Genomic DNA, 14,188 nt, shown 5'->3' with positions numbered 1-14,188 from the left:
CAGCGTCAACGCCAGGGAGGGAGGCCGAATGACAAAGGAAACAGACGGCCGGCGTAAGCCGCACACGGACGGGCTGCCCAAGACTGAGCCGCTCTCGCCGTCGCAACTGCAGCAGAATGTCGCTGCCAAACGCATGCTGCGCCGGCTCGTGCAGGGGGAGAATCCGCCCACGGCGCCCCTGAGTATCGTTGACCGGCTGGCGGGAAGCCCTTATGCCAACCCGATGATCCAGGTTGGCGGAGTGGATACGTCAGCCCGTAAGACGATCGACTTCGCCCTTCACCTGGCTGAATCGATGTTCCGGTACGGTGCGGGTGCCCTCGAGGTGGAAACCAGCATCATTGCCGTAACGGCCGCCTTGGGATTGAAGAACATCGAGGTGGACATCACCAATCAGTCGGTGGCGATTAATTATGCGCCTAAGGACCAGACCCCCATTTCCCTGCTGCGCGTTGTCAGGTCCTGGACCAACAACTACGCAGGGCTCGCCCAGGTGCACCAGCTGGTGACGGACGTCGTGGCAGGCGGTGTGGGGCGGGATGAAGCTGTCCGTCGTCTCGATGAAATCATCCACAGCTCCAAGCCGTATCCGCGCTGGATGGTGACAGTCGCCTTCGGGGTGTTCTCGGCTGTTTTTGTGGGAATTCTTGGTGGCGGAGTGGGCGCCTCCGGAATTGCTTTTCTTTCCAACCTGCTCATCAGCCTGCTGGCCCGCCAGCTCAGCAAGCGGCGGGTACCGGACTTCTTCATCACGGCCTCCTGCGCTTTTGTCGTGACGTTCATAGCACTGCTGCTGTATCAGTTCGGCGTCCCGATCGAGCCAGCTATCGTCGTGGTCGGAGGTATTTTGCTGCTGCTTCCCACGGGCCGACTCGTCTCATCGGTCCAAGACGCCATTAACGGATTCCCGGTGACTGCCGCGGGTCGATTCCTCTCCACGGTCCTCACATTCGGGGCCCTGGTCGCTGGGATTGCCGTTGCGCTGGTAGTGGGTACCGTCACCGGCATGGAAGAAATCGAAGTAACAGAAACATTCCCGCCGGCGTACGACTGGTGGGCCCTGATCATTCTCACGGCTGTTGCCGTACTGGCCATCGGTATCACGGAACAAACCGCGTGGAAGCTCCTGTTGCCTACTGCCGGAGTCGGCGTCGTCGGCTATCTGGTGCTGTGGGGGGCAACTGCCCTCGGCGTCGGCGACAGGTTTTCTCCGGCTCTGGCAGCGGTGGTCATAGGCCTTCTGGGACGCGTTGTGGCGCTCAAAATGGGGGCTCCCCAACTTGTAGTCGCTGTCCCGGCTGCCCTGATCCTGCTTCCTGGCTTGACCATATTCCGCTCCATGTACGTGCTGACCATCGAGGAATCGCAGATCCTCATTGGTGCCGGGGGAATGCTGAACGCCGGCGCTATTGTCCTCGGAGTCGCCGCGGGAATCGTCTTGGGCGACACCCTGGCCAGACCGCTCACGCGGAATCTGGCGAGCAATGAGCGCAGGAGGGCGAGACGCCGCTAGGTGTCGCGTCGTTCAGGAGGCGCTAGGTGCCGCGTCGTTCAGGAGGCGCTAGGTGTCGCGTTGTTCACGACGCGTCAGCTCCAGATCTCATCCATTCAGATCTTTCCGATCGGGAGCTGTTTCTCGGCCTGGAAGTCATCTTCCACTCTTCCCTTGGCCCAGTAGCCGGACAGGGAAACCTGGGAACGCTCAAGGCCACGCTGGACGAAGAACACGTCACGCAGGGCCTTCATGTAGCCCCGTTCCCCATGCGCGAAAACCTGCACCCGCCCGTCCAGCCACTCGCCGTTCCGTACAGCATCGATCAGGAGCTCGCTGGAACCCGCCGCGGTTCCGCGACGCAGGAGCCAGTTGAGCTCCATCCCTACGGGCGCCGCCACTGCCTGGATGTCCGCCTCGCTGTCTACTTCCAGATAGGCCTTACCGAGCGCCTCTGGCGGCAAAGATTCGATGGCAGCGGCAATGGCAGGGAAGGCCGCCTCGTCGCCGGCGAAAAGGTACCAATCGACTGCTCGATCCGGGTTGTAACCGCCGCCCGGGCCGGTGAAGATGATGGTGTCACCGGGCGCCGCTGCTGCTGCCCAGGGTCCTGCCAGGCCCTCGTCTCCGTGGATCACGAAATCAATGGCCAGTTCCCGGGCCCCTTCATCAACCCAGCGGACGGTATAGGTCCTGGTATGCGGCCACTGCTCGCGTGGCATGGTTTCCCGGATGGTCCACAGATCCAGCGGCTCCGGATAGGCCACCCCGGGTTGCGGGAAGGCGATCTTCACATAACGGTCCACGAACGCATTGTTGGTGTACGTGGAGAATCCTTCACCACCGGCGATGATCCGAACCATGTGCGGTGACAGCTCTTCCCGCCGGAGAACTGTAAGTGCGGTCTGAGGGCGCGAGTTGCGCGTCGCGGAGGTGGCAGCGGGAAGTGACGTCATGGAGGTAAGCCTAGGCTAAGTTAATGGCGTGCCGCACATGGTTACTTATGAACCCGTTGTGGCACGCTGCAGGGACTAAACTGCACCTCTACTGCCGCTAGCTACACGTTCCGGGGCTCCCCGGCAATCTGTGGGGACATGGGAGCACCCACTCAGCCGCCCGTTATTTCCGGATGGCCGGGCAGCAGCTCAACGCACCAACGCAGACATGCCCGTAAGGCTGGGGGGCTCCACACAGAGCTGACTCAGAGGACCGGAAGTTCCCAGTCAACCGGCTCGGCGCCCTGCTCTTGCAGCAGGGCGTTGGTCCGGCTGAACGGGCGGGAACCAAAGAACCCCCGGGACGCTGACAGCGGGCTCGGATGAGCGCTGGCCACTACCGGTGTGTTCCCCAGGAGGGAACGGACGGTGTCAGCGTCCTTGCCCCAAAGGATGGCCACGAGGGGAGGGGTGCTGCCGTCCGCACGCCTGCGCGTGGCCACAGCGGCGATGGCCGCCGTCGTAATCTTTTCCCAGCCTTTGCCCCGGTGGGACCCCGCAGCACCGGCCCGGACGGTCATTACCCTGTTGAGCAAAAGGACTCCCTGATCCGCCCAACCGCTGAGGTCTCCGTGAACCCGCGGGGGGAGGCCAAGATCAGCTTGGAGTTCAGTGAATATGTTGGTCAGGCTCCGGGGAATGGGCCTGGTAGCCCTATCCACCGAAAAGGATAATCCGACGGCGTGACCGGGGGTCGGATAGGGGTCTTGCCCCACCACCAGGACCTTTACCGCCATGAGGGGTTGCCGGAACGCGCGCAAAACGTTCGACGGCGATGGCAGAATAGTGTGCCCGGCCTCCACTTCGGAGGCGAGGAAGCTCAAGACGCTGCGCAATTCGCTCTCCACCGGGGCGAGTGCCTCTGCCCAGTCTTCAGCTACCAGGCCGGAGAGCGGGAGGCTCGCAAGCTCGGCAAATCCCATAGAGTCCGAAGCCGCCGGCTCGAGGTCGAACAAAGCATCTGAGTCAAACACAGTTCCTATTGTCCCTGTACCCAAGGTTGGACAGGTAGCAGGGTACCCAAGGTTGGACAGATAGCAGGCGAAGGCCCGGCATATGCGGGCCACTTCCGAGTTGAAGAAGAAGCGAGTCGTTGCAGCCCAAATGACAAGAGTGTTATTCCTCCGTAATATGGGAGCGGGACTCTCCGCCGGAACCAGCCAGGCGCAGTCCGCTACCCACTTGCAGAATCAGTTGCATTCATCAGGACCAGCAAAGGACCGTGCCGTGGCCGAACCCGTACAGGATCATCTGCTTCAGCAGGTACAGCCCGCAGCAGAGCCTAGCGGCGAGTCATCCCTGAGCGATCGGGAGCAGCAGATGCTCGCACTGGAGCGGCAGTGGTGGAAGTACGCAGGTGCCAAGGAACAGGCCATCCGGGAGCTGTTTGACCTCTCGGCTACGCACTACTACCAGATCCTGAATGCACTGATTGATACTGAAGCTGCTTTGGCGCATGACCCGATGCTCGTGAAGAGACTGCGTAGACTACGTACGTCACGCCAGCGGGCACGTACTGCACGCCGCCTGGGTTCGGACGCCTAAAGTGAGCCAGCGCTGAGCAATCAGCGACTACCAGCAAGGACACCGTTCAATCATGACCAAGTACGCACGGGATGAATTTGACAGAATTCCGGAGGCATCGTCGCGCCAAGGTGTCCACCGGGTGGCTGCTGGTCCTTCCAAGCGTAAATTGGGTCCCGTGCTGGCTGTTGGCGTAGCCGCATTGGCCGTTGGACTGGCGGCCTTCTTCTTTTTCCCAAAACTTGGTCTCTCCACTGCGGATCCCTTGGCCATGTTCGGACGATCCAGCTCCGCCTCCGGATCCGCCCCCACGACTGAGGCCGGCGCCACCCCCTCGACAACGCCTGAGCCGTCCCAGAGCCCGGCTCCTCTGGCTACCACCGCGGAATCCAACCCTCCATCGCCAAGTCCGCAGCCGACCACTCCGCTGGTTGACAAGAGCCAGCATGTCGCCGTCTACAACGGGACCACGACGCCGGGATTGGCCGGACGAGTGGCAGAGCAGATCCAAAAAGACGGCTGGACGACGGACCCGATCGGAAACTGGGGCGGGTTGCCGCAGCAGACTTCCGTCATTTACTACAAGGGCGAGGGCCAAAAGGGAGCAGCTGCGGCTTTGGGGACATTGCTCAGCATCCCCACTCTGGTCGATTCGGCAGAGTTCCAGCAGCCCCTTGTGGTGGTTCTCGGACCCGGCTACGAGTAGGTGTCAGTTAGGCCTGAATAACTATTGGGCACCATTCGGCCAGCCGCCGGACAGCGGGCCCGGGGTTCGTTACAGTGATTAACGACGCCTTGAAGTATGGGCAGCACAGCGACGGCAATAACGCGACCGCAGCACAGTGACGTGGGCCGGAAGCAGCAATGAAAGTGTGGACAACATGGCTCTGGGAACCGTCAAATGGTTCAACGCCGAAAAGGGCTACGGCTTTATCACCGTGGACGGATCCGGGGATGACGTCTTTGTCCACTGGTCCGCGATAGAGGGCGACGGCTACCGCGCGCTCGAAGAGGGCCAGCGTGTTGAGCTGGAAGTGGGCGAAGGAGAGAAGGGCCCGCAGGCAGAAAACGTCCGGCCCGCCTGATGGGGGCCGAACGAGCCGCCGCCAGGGCGGTCATGACGGCGTGTGCCTGCCTTGTCCTTGCCCTTACTGCATGCGCCGGTCAGGCCGGAAACGCGCGTCTGGCGCAGGCCGAGGCAAGCGGTGACGGAACCCTGCGGATTGGCCTGATCCTGGATAACGTGGGGGACCGGTCGTTCCTCAATGATTCCCAGCGGACGGCCGCCCGGCTTGCGGTGCAGGAGATCAATGCTGCCGGCGGCCATAAGGGGAAGCCTGTTGAGCTGCTGCCGGAGATGGTCAACGAGGATGCCTCCGGACAGGCCAGGGAACTGGTCGCTGCCAAGGCTGACGTCGTGATCGGCCCAACGGATTCCAGCCATGCAGGTGAAGCCATCGATGTGCTCGCCCGTGCCAACGTCACCCTGATCTCGCCGGCCAATACGGCAATGGCACTGAGCAAATATAAGAGCGGTGGCTACTACTTCCGCACCGCGGCTGCTGACGTCGCCCAGGCTTCGGTGCTGGCCAAACTCGCCAAGGACGGTGGTGCCCGCAGCGTGGCGGTGATTCATGAAGCAGGCAGCTATGGGGCCGACGTCTCGGGCGCACTGAAGTCGGCGGCCAGCCAGGCCGATCTGGATATTGCCGTGGATGCTGAATTCACGCCAGGGGATGCGCGGGGGGCCGCGGCGAAGGCCAAGGATTCGGCGCCCGACGCCGTCATACTGGTTGCGCGCCAGGACGCCGTCGGAGCCATTGCTGAACTGAACAATGCAGGCCTGGGAGGGAAGAAGCTGATTCTGAGCGACGGGGCCGTGGACCAGTATGGCTCAAGGCTTGGTTCCAAGGCCCTCGATGGCTCCCGTGGAGTGCTCCCGGGTACTTTCCCGTCCGCCCACTTCCAAGGCGAGCTGGTGGCGGTCAACGCGCAGCTCAAAGACATGACCTTCGCTGCGGAAACCTACGATGCCGTAAATCTGGCCGCGATCGCGGCGGCCGCAGCGCAGGACGACGCCGGCGCCTCCATCGCCTCACACCTGCTTGCCGTCTCGGGAGGACGGGCGGCGAGCGAAGCCGATCGGGCAGCGGACGCGCTGGCCTGCAAGACATATCAGGAGTGTGCAGACGGAATCCGGTCGGGGAAGACGGTGGATTACGACGGCGAATCGGGTGCCATAGCTTTTGACTCCAGCGGGGACATCACGAGTGCCAACTACATGGTGTTCACCTACGGAGCGGATAATACGGCCAAAATGTCCGGTACCGAGTCCGCAGCCAAGGACGCAGGATGATCGCTGGCAGTGAAGCCGGCCCCGGTATTGAACCGCTCTGATGGCTTCTGCTTGCACTCTCCCCGGTGGAGTGCTAATTATTGAGTTAGCACTCCTATGTATCGACTGCTAATGCGGTGTCCGGTTCAGGCCGGTCGCCGGGTACGGAAGCCGGACACAGGAGCGAAAGAAATACCTGACTGGGGTGAGATTCCAACCATTGGTGTACAGAGGCCAAGGGGGAAGGATCGTCCGTCGCGGGCACCGCAGCTGGGTTCATTCTTAACGACTGTCCCGAAAGGACTACTGCCGTTATGGCCAAGATCATTGCATTTGATGAAGAGGCACGCCGCGGCCTCGAGCGGGGCCTGAACACCCTCGCCGACGCCGTCAAGGTCACCCTCGGCCCGCGTGGACGCAACGTCGTCCTCGAAAAGAAGTGGGGCGCCCCCACGATCACCAACGATGGTGTTTCCATCGCCAAGGAGATCGAGCTGGACGATCCCTACGAGAAGATCGGCGCCGAGCTGGTCAAGGAAGTTGCCAAGAAGACGGACGACGTCGCTGGCGACGGCACCACCACGGCAACTGTGCTGGCACAGGCCCTGGTTAAGGAAGGCCTGCGCAACGTAGCAGCCGGGGCGGACCCGCTGTCCCTCAAGCGCGGCATCGAGAAGGCAGTCGAAGCGGTAACCCGCGAGCTGCTGGACAATGCCAAGGAAATTGAAACCAAGGAAGAGATCGCAGCCACGGCTTCCATCTCGGCCGGTGACGACGAAATCGGTGCGCTGATTGCCGAAGCCCTCGACAAGGTGGGCAAAGAAGGCGTCATCACCGTCGAAGAGTCCAACACCTTCGGCCTCGAGCTTGAGCTCACCGAGGGTATGCGGTTCGACAAGGGCTACATCTCCGCGTACTTCGTCACCGACGCAGAACGCCAGGAGACCGTCCTGGAGGACCCGTACATCCTGGTGGTCAACTCCAAGATCTCCAACGTCAAGGAACTGGTTGCGGTCCTGGAAAAGGTCATGCAGTCCAACAAGCCGTTGCTGATCATTGCCGAGGACGTCGAGGGTGAAGCCCTGGCGACACTCATCGTCAACAAGATCCGCGGCACCTTCAAGTCCGTAGCCGTCAAGGCCCCTGGCTTCGGCGACCGCCGTAAGGCCCAGCTGGCTGACATCGCCATCCTCACCGGCGGTCAGGTCATCTCCGAGGAAGTCGGCCTCAAGCTTGAGAACGCCGGCCTGGAACTCCTTGGCCGTGCCCGCAAGGTTGTTGTCACCAAGGATGAGACCACCATCGTTGAAGGTGCAGGCGACGCAGACCAGATTGCTGGCCGCGTTTCCCAGATCCGTGCCGAGATCGAGAACTCCGATTCGGACTACGACCGCGAGAAGCTGCAGGAGCGCCTGGCCAAGCTGGCTGGTGGCGTTGCAGTCATCAAGGCCGGTGCCGCAACCGAGGTTGAACTCAAGGAACGCAAGCACCGCATTGAGGACGCTGTCCGCAACGCCAAGGCTGCCGTTGAAGAAGGCATCGTCGCCGGTGGTGGCGTTGCTCTGATTCAGGCCGGCCTGAAGGCATTCGCCAACCTGCAGCTCGAGGGCGACGAGGCCACAGGCGCCAACATTGTCCGTGTAGCCATTGACGCTCCGCTGAAGCAGATCGCCTTCAACGCCGGCCTCGAACCGGGTGTTGTTGTGGACAAGGTCCGCGGCCTGCCTGCCGGCCACGGCCTGAACGCTGCAACCGGCGAGTACGTCGACCTGCTGGCTGCCGGCATCAACGACCCCGTCAAGGTAACCCGCTCTGCCCTGCAGAACGCGGCTTCCATCGCCGGACTGTTCCTCACTACAGAGGCCGTTGTGGCCGACAAGCCGGAGAAGAACGCTCCGGCCATGGGTGGCGGCGACGAGATGGGCGGCATGGGCGGTTTCTAACCCCCTGCTTTAGCCTGAAGATCAAAAGTACGGCCCCCTCTTTTGAGGGGGCCGTACTTTTATGTGTCCATGGCCTGCCGAGGTGCGAAGCGGCTACTTTTCCTTCGCCCGCTTGAGGATGTTGGAGAAAGCCTTGATCTTGGCAGGGCTGTCGATGAGCCACGATCCATAGGCGTTAAGTTCGGTGTTGAAGTAGGTGAGTGCTATTGCCCCATGCGCCGAGAGCTCAGAGTAAGTGCGGTCCAGCCAGAGCGGATCCGCCATCGCGGCGTCGTCCGTGTAGCCGGTTTCCGCAAGGCCCCAGGCCGCCTTTTTTGATTTGGCGAAGGCGGCGAGGGTGGGCAGGCCGAAGTCGAACGGGTAAGTGATTACCACGCCGTCCTTGACTACGCCGTATTCGTTGTAGGGGTCAAAGCCCATGATGTCCACGAGCCCGTCCCCGGGATAAAGGGCGTCGAGGGAGTACTGCGCTTCACCATAGAGCTGATTCCAGCCTGTGAGGATAGTACTGAATGCCACGTTGTCGGAGTGGGCATGGACTATCGGTGCCAACTGGCGTTGCATGGCGACCCAGTCTCTGACTTCCCCATCGCCTTCAGGCTCATGGTGGAAGGCAATCCAAACGGGCGCCTTCAGGGCGGCAAGCTTCAGGATAAGGTCTATCGTCCAGTCGTCGCCCTTGCCTGCGGCCATTTCTGCCCAGTTGTACGGCAGTTCGAAGCTGATCCAGGGGATACGTCCGACGGCGACGTCTTCACTCGCGGTCCGGACGGCGGAGTCCACCTTGTCTCCATCCCAGTAGGTGCGGCGGATCTGCAGAGTTCCGCCGATCTTCTGCTCGAATTCGGCCGGATCCGTATTTGCTCCGTAGGACGCGCCCACGAGCACTTTGTTCGGAATTCCCATTTCGGGTGGGTGCGAGTAGGCCGGCATCGGTTCTACAACGGGGGTGGGGGAGGCCGGGGGAACGGGTGTTGCTGCGCCGGGATCCCGGCCGAAAGGGAAGTCGCACGCTACCAGCTGGATGAGAAGCAGCAGCGCGAGGGCCACTCGGATCAGCTTCCGGGCAAGGATGCTGCCCGTTGGTCCAAGCGCTTTTTCATTGACACAACGCTGAGGCGAGAGGAGGGTGCGGCGTGCGCGATCGCCGTCGAGCCGGACGGCCCTGACCGCGGCGATCACTTTCACCCAGCACCCTCCCCACGCTTGCTCAAGCTCGTGAGTCTGATTCTAGCGCTGACGTGTTATTCCTCTGCGCGCCTGAGGATGTCAGCAAACTGCTGAGTCTTGGCCGGGTCATTGATGAGCCAGGAACCATAGGCGTTGACTTCGGTGTTGAAGTACGTCATGGCGATTGCTCCGTTGGCGGAAAGCTCGGAGTAGGTCCGGTCCATCCAGGTCGGGTCTACCCTGGAAGCCTCATCAGTCAATGCTGTTTCAGCCAGGCCCCAGGCCGCCTTTTTCGATTTCGCGAAGGCCGAGAGAGCTGGAAGATTGAACTTGAACGGATTCGTGATGGTCTTTCCGTCCTTGACTACCCCGTATTCGTTGTACGGGTCAAAGCCCATGATGTCTACCAATCCGTCGCCGGGGTAGAGGGCGTCCAGGGAGTACTGCGAATCACCGTACAACTGGTGCCAGCCGGTAAGAATGGTGCTGAACGCAATGTTGTTGGAGTTGGCGTGAACGATTGGTGCCAGCCTTCGCTGCATGGCAACCCATTGGGTGACGTCCCCGTCCCCTTCAGGCTCGTGGTGGAAGGCGACCCAGACAGGCGCGTTGAGGGCGGCCAGCTTCTGCGTGAGATCCTTGGCCCAAGCGTCGCCTTTACCGGCAGCCATCTCTGACCAGGTGTACGGCAGCTTGAAGCTGAGCCATGGGAGACGACCCTTGGCTACGTCACCGGTGGCCATGCGGACGGCTGAGTCAACGTTGTCCCCACGCCAGAAAGTCCGTCGGATTTGGAGGGTTCCGCCGATCCTCTGCTCAAAATCGGCAGGATCTGTATTTCCGCCATAGGCGGCTCCGACCAGTACCTTGCTGGGAATCCCCATCTCCGGTGTTTGGGTACCTGTGAGGGTCGCTGTACCGGGTGCAGCCGCCGTCGGCGCCGGCGCCGGAGCGGCCGTCGTTGGTGCCGGTGCCGGAGTGCTTGTGGTGGGTGCGGGTGCCGGGGCGCTGGTGCTTGGTGCCGGAGTGCTTGTGGTGGGTGCGGATGCCGAGGTCGTCGGCGCGGGGGACGTCGTCGTGGGTGCGGGTGCCGAGGTGGTGGGCGCCGGGGACGTCGTCGTCGGGGCGGGTGCTGCCGAGGTAGTAGCCAAGCCGGTCGAGGCGTCCTTCAGAGAGACGTCGTCGACGAGGAGTTTACTTGTTGTGGCGAAGTAGGTGCCCACAACATTCAGGTCCAGGTGGCCGCCACTGGAGCTAGTGGTCATTGAAAGCTTCACTTCGTGCCATTGGGTGTCACTCAGCTTGAAAGGTGTTGAATGAGATTTGACTCCGGATGCAGATACTTCGCGGATACGGAGCTGGCCTGAGACACCAGGCGTCTGAGTCTTTACCCATGCGCTTACGGAATAAGTCTTTCCGCTGGTGGTCGTGGGGATAGTAGCGACTTTGTCGTTCAGGACGACGTCACCTCTGGTGGACGTCGCCAACGATGCTGCCTGACCGGTACGGCCGCCGGAAACAGCAGTGATGCTCTGGGCTGCCGTATTGGTCTTCCAGGCCGTCGTGCCGTTTTCGAAGCCTCCATTGACTACGTATTCCGATGTGGCTGCCGTTGCCGCGAGGCCAACAGGGATAGCGGTGGCGAGGACAGACACCGCGCCTCCGAGGGCAAGGGCCTTGGCTGCCAGGGGGGACAACCTGCGGCGTTCAGCTGCCGGGGGCGTGTTTGATTGGACGAGGACATGCCGTCCTCGTTGGGGGGTCGTATTCAAGTTTGAACTACTTCCTTGGCTGGGGGACCGGCTGTCGACACGGGCATCAATGGATGCCATTGCGTTGCGGCCGTCGATGTCGGTAGCCGAGACTACCAGCGGGTATCCCCTATGTCACACTTTGGTAACGGCATTAGGGTGCTCGGCCTGTCTTTCAGATGACATTGAAACGATGTGTATGTGCGCGCGCTAACAATGCCATTTTGAGGTCTGCGTCACTTAAAAACCGGGCCTTTTGCCCCTAGAACCCGGGGGACCTGCTATTTCATCATTGGCTGTTACAAAACCTGGCCGGGCAGCTACGAGGAGGCCGAGAAAAAAATCAGGTCATAATTGCGGTCGTCTTCGTAGTGTTCGGGCCAGAGGTGCTCTGACGGCAGTGCCCGGGTCGCCACCAAACATGGGGCAAGCTGCTCACTGTCGGACTGTTCTGGCAGGATGTTCAGGTGACGATAATTGCAGCGGCCGACGGTTCGGCTTTAGGAAATCCTGGTCCGGCCGGATGGGCCTGGTTCGTAGATGAGGACTGCTGGCGAGCCGGAGGATGGCCGCATGGCACCAACAATCAAGGCGAGCTCATGGCCGTGCTGGATTTGTTCCATGCAACCGCCCATTTGCCGGACGAGGACTTGCGGATCCTGTGCGACAGCCAGTACGTCATCAACTCGGTTACAAAGTGGATGCCGGGATGGAAGCGCAAGGGCTGGCGCAAGGCGGACGGCAAGCCTGTGCTCAACGTCGAGCTTCTAAAAGAGATTGATAAGGCCTTGACCGGACGCAATTACACTTTTGAGTGGGTACGGGGGCATGCCGGTCACGAGCTGAACGAGGCTGCCGATGAACGTGCCCGGGCAGCCGCTACCGCCTATCAGCAGGGTATTGCCGTCCGAACGGGACCCGGTTTCCCCGGCGTCCACGGAGCTGGGACAGGCACCAGCGAAGCCACCCCCCGCAGGGAGCCCCTGGAGGCTCTACCTGCAGCTCCCGTGCCTACGAAGGCGGGAGCCTCACGCCCGGAACCCTCGCATGGCTACGGGGAGGCGGCACTTTACGAGGAACCTGACCTTTTCAGCGAACTCGACGCCGATCCTTTTGCCCTGCCGTCTGCCGCCGAGCCTGCCCCGGAAGTTATCGTGGAGGAGCTTGAACGCGAGTTACTCAGCCCGGAAGTGCGGGCAGACATCGGGCGGACTGGAGTTTTGCTGCATCGGGATTTTACTGAGATCGGAAGCTCAGGGCGGCTCTGGACCCGGGACGCGATGATGACGGAGCTGGAGGAGAATCCGGGGTCGAGGACTGAGCTGGAACTTCTGGCAGCCGACCGTATCTGCCCCACTGCGGTGCTTTTGACCTACCGCAGCCACACGCGGACCGGGACGACGCTCCGCAGCTCCCTCTGGGTTCTTGACGGGGCTCAATGGCGGATCCGCTTTCACCAGGGGACAGAGGAAGCATAAGCGCACCAGTCCCCTCAGCTTCAGCTACCTCTCAAGTACGAAATCGTCCGTAAAGGAAGATCCTGCCGCAGGGACGAAGCGGACATCGAGCCGGGAAGCCGTGGCTCTTACGTCGAGCGTTCCCTGTGCAGGATCGCGGTTCTTTCCTGACCAGACAGCAAAATACGCGGCCTCAGAATCAGTATCTGAAACTTCGTTAGGCGAGACTCCACCAACGCCGTTGGTAACGAAAACCGTTCCTTGACCTTCCTTCATTTCGTTGTCGTCGTCCGCCACACAATTTCCCGATACCTTCCCCGGAACCAGTCGGGGACAGCTGTCATTAACATTCAATTGGTGGGTCCGTTGATAAACGTGCTCGTGGCCGGAGAGAACCAAATCAACTTTCTTGCTGACAAGCATGTTAATCAAGGGTGCTCCGGGCTCACATTCGTAGCGGCCCATACTGAAGCACGAAGCGTGCATACCCACCACAGTCCAAGGAATGTTTGCCTCCCGGGCACCGTCAATGGCGGCCTCAGTCCACCTCCAACGCTCGCTTCCCTCGGAGTAATCAAGCCGCTCGCCCCCATGGAAATCAATTCCAGGTGACACCAGAACAAATCGGACAAGGGGCTTATCCTGCGGGACGTCTACGTACCATTGAGTCCCGTACTCTCCCTGCAGCCCTGGCAGTTTATTGGGCAGGCATTTGACAAAGTTGGCAATATCGCCGTCATGCCCGTCACTTTCGTGGTTCCCGGTGATCAGCTGGTACGGGAATTCCTTGCCAAGTTTTTCCTTCACCATGTCACAGAACTTTTCCTCGATGCCGGCCTCGTAGGAAAGATCGCCAAGTGCAATATTGAGGTCCGGCTTCAAATCAGCGATCACGTCGAGGACCCTTGTTGCACCTTTGCCGACGCCGATATCTCCTGCCGCAGTGAAGTGGACCGATCTTTCATCAGACTGTGAGGCCGGCTGGCAAGCTGTCATGCCGAGGCAGAACAAGACTGCCGCTAGCCCTACGCGGATGGAAGATTTGCTGAATCCCATGGCAAACACGCATCCCCTCGTTCACCGACCCTGCAGGTTGGCCATTCAGTTCCGAGCATAGCTTTCGCGGCGGTGACCTGACGAGTGGGCAGAGCGGAGATGCCAGCAGGCAACGCTGGCGGAGCTGACCTAAAGGGCACTAACAGAAACGGCACCTAGCTGAACCGCTGAGCGTTGCCCTGTTCAGCCTGCGCGTAACTGGCAGCCGCCGAACTCAGGGCAAGATTTATGGATGCCAGGGACGCCTCCACTTTGCCCTGTGTCAGCGTCCACTCGGTAACAAGGGACTGGAAGTTGGTGGCAGCCGAACCACGCCATGTGGCCTGCAGCTCGTCCAGGCCGCGTTTCATTGTCTGGACATCCGAGCTGATGCGGTCCACGGTGGCCTTTACATTTGCTGACTTGACCTGGAGAAGTTCGGTATCGACGGAAATGATGGTCATGGAGATGCCTCTCGATGCTTGT

General features: G+C 61.1%; 13 protein-coding genes. 7 read left to right on the top strand and 6 right to left on the bottom strand.

Annotated features, from left to right (window positions below; genetic code table 11):
* Positions 1-28: 28 nt before the first annotated feature.
* Complete coding sequence (locus M1E05_RS17365; RefSeq protein ID WP_461163709.1) at positions 29-1,513, top strand: threonine/serine exporter family protein; 1,485 nt, start codon at positions 29-31, stop codon at positions 1,511-1,513.
* 95 nt (positions 1,514-1,608) lie between these two features.
* Here the strand turns inward: M1E05_RS17365 and M1E05_RS17360 are convergent, their stop codons facing one another.
* Positions 1,609-2,448 carry a siderophore-interacting protein gene (locus tag M1E05_RS17360; RefSeq protein WP_461163708.1) on the bottom strand — a complete coding sequence of 280 codons (840 nt, stop codon included), beginning with the start codon at positions 2,446-2,448 and terminating at the stop codon, positions 1,609-1,611.
* Between the two features lie 245 nt (positions 2,449-2,693).
* Positions 2,694-3,461: a uracil-DNA glycosylase gene (locus M1E05_RS17355; RefSeq protein ID WP_458113316.1), complete on the bottom strand. Its 768-nt coding sequence runs from the start codon at positions 3,459-3,461 to the stop codon at positions 2,694-2,696.
* A 253-nt stretch (positions 3,462-3,714) separates the two neighbouring features.
* On the opposite strand from M1E05_RS17355, the gene M1E05_RS17350 reads away from it, so the two are divergent.
* The 5 genes from M1E05_RS17350 (at position 3,715) to groL (ending at position 8,289) form a co-directional block, all read left to right on the top strand.
* Positions 3,715-4,032 (top strand): DUF3263 domain-containing protein, encoded by a 318-nt coding sequence (locus tag M1E05_RS17350; protein ID WP_461163707.1) that lies wholly within the window; start codon positions 3,715-3,717, stop codon positions 4,030-4,032.
* A 52-nt stretch (positions 4,033-4,084) separates the two neighbouring features.
* On the top strand, positions 4,085-4,717 hold the full coding sequence (locus M1E05_RS17345) for a LytR C-terminal domain-containing protein (protein WP_461163706.1): 633 nt from the start codon (positions 4,085-4,087) through the stop codon (positions 4,715-4,717).
* 175 nt (positions 4,718-4,892) lie between these two features.
* Entirely contained in the window at positions 4,893-5,096 is a 204-nt protein-coding gene (locus tag M1E05_RS17340) for a cold-shock protein (RefSeq protein ID WP_247048443.1), read from the top strand.
* The gene (locus tag M1E05_RS17335) at positions 5,096-6,367 is read left to right on the top strand and encodes an ABC transporter substrate-binding protein (RefSeq protein WP_458113318.1); all 1,272 of its coding nucleotides are present in this window, start codon (positions 5,096-5,098) and stop codon (positions 6,365-6,367) included. The genes M1E05_RS17340 and M1E05_RS17335 overlap by 1 nt, the downstream gene beginning before the upstream one ends.
* A gap of 293 nt (positions 6,368-6,660) precedes the next feature.
* Positions 6,661-8,289: a chaperonin GroEL gene (gene groL / locus M1E05_RS17330; protein ID WP_458113319.1), complete on the top strand. Its 1,629-nt coding sequence runs from the start codon at positions 6,661-6,663 to the stop codon at positions 8,287-8,289.
* Between the two features lie 93 nt (positions 8,290-8,382).
* Here groL and M1E05_RS17325 read toward each other — a convergent pair whose 3' ends face one another.
* Both M1E05_RS17325 and M1E05_RS17320 read right to left on the bottom strand, forming a co-directional pair.
* The gene (locus M1E05_RS17325) at positions 8,383-9,477 is read right to left on the bottom strand and encodes a glycoside hydrolase family 26 protein (RefSeq protein ID WP_461163705.1); all 1,095 of its coding nucleotides are present in this window, start codon (positions 9,475-9,477) and stop codon (positions 8,383-8,385) included.
* A 56-nt stretch (positions 9,478-9,533) separates the two neighbouring features.
* On the bottom strand, positions 9,534-11,231 hold the full coding sequence (locus tag M1E05_RS17320; protein ID WP_458113321.1) for a carbohydrate binding domain-containing protein: 1,698 nt from the start codon (positions 11,229-11,231) through the stop codon (positions 9,534-9,536).
* A gap of 446 nt (positions 11,232-11,677) precedes the next feature.
* Between M1E05_RS17320 and M1E05_RS17315 the strand changes: the two genes are divergently transcribed.
* Positions 11,678-12,688, top strand: coding sequence for an RNase H family protein (locus tag M1E05_RS17315; protein ID WP_461163704.1), 1,011 nt, complete (start codon positions 11,678-11,680; stop codon positions 12,686-12,688).
* Between the two features lie 24 nt (positions 12,689-12,712).
* Here M1E05_RS17315 and M1E05_RS17310 read toward each other — a convergent pair whose 3' ends face one another.
* Both M1E05_RS17310 and M1E05_RS17305 read right to left on the bottom strand, forming a co-directional pair.
* Positions 12,713-13,561 (bottom strand): metallophosphoesterase, encoded by an 849-nt coding sequence (locus M1E05_RS17310; RefSeq protein ID WP_461163703.1) that lies wholly within the window; start codon positions 13,559-13,561, stop codon positions 12,713-12,715.
* A 317-nt stretch (positions 13,562-13,878) separates the two neighbouring features.
* A complete protein-coding gene (locus M1E05_RS17305; RefSeq protein WP_458113324.1) occupies positions 13,879-14,166 on the bottom strand; it encodes a WXG100 family type VII secretion target in 288 nt (95 codons plus the stop codon).
* Positions 14,167-14,188: the final 22 nt, after the last annotated feature.

It is taken from the genome of Arthrobacter sp. R4-81 (genome assembly GCF_054792365.1).
This window is presented reverse-complemented; position numbering and strand designations above follow the sequence as displayed.

Excerpts from the sequence above, each read along its gene's own strand:
- M1E05_RS17365 (WP_461163709.1), top strand. The coding sequence starts at position 29 with ATGACAAAGGAAACAGACGGCCGGCGTAAGCCGCACACGGACGGGCTG.
- M1E05_RS17360 (WP_461163708.1), bottom strand. The coding sequence starts at position 2,448 with ATGACGTCACTTCCCGCTGCCACCTCCGCGACGCGCAACTCGCGCCCT.
- M1E05_RS17345 (WP_461163706.1), top strand. The coding sequence starts at position 4,085 with ATGACCAAGTACGCACGGGATGAATTTGACAGAATTCCGGAGGCATCG.
- M1E05_RS17340 (WP_247048443.1), top strand. The coding sequence starts at position 4,893 with ATGGCTCTGGGAACCGTCAAATGGTTCAACGCCGAAAAGGGCTACGGC.
- M1E05_RS17335 (WP_458113318.1), top strand. The coding sequence starts at position 5,096 with ATGGGGGCCGAACGAGCCGCCGCCAGGGCGGTCATGACGGCGTGTGCC.
- groL (WP_458113319.1), top strand. The coding sequence starts at position 6,661 with ATGGCCAAGATCATTGCATTTGATGAAGAGGCACGCCGCGGCCTCGAG.
- M1E05_RS17305 (WP_458113324.1), bottom strand. The coding sequence starts at position 14,166 with ATGACCATCATTTCCGTCGATACCGAACTTCTCCAGGTCAAGTCAGCA.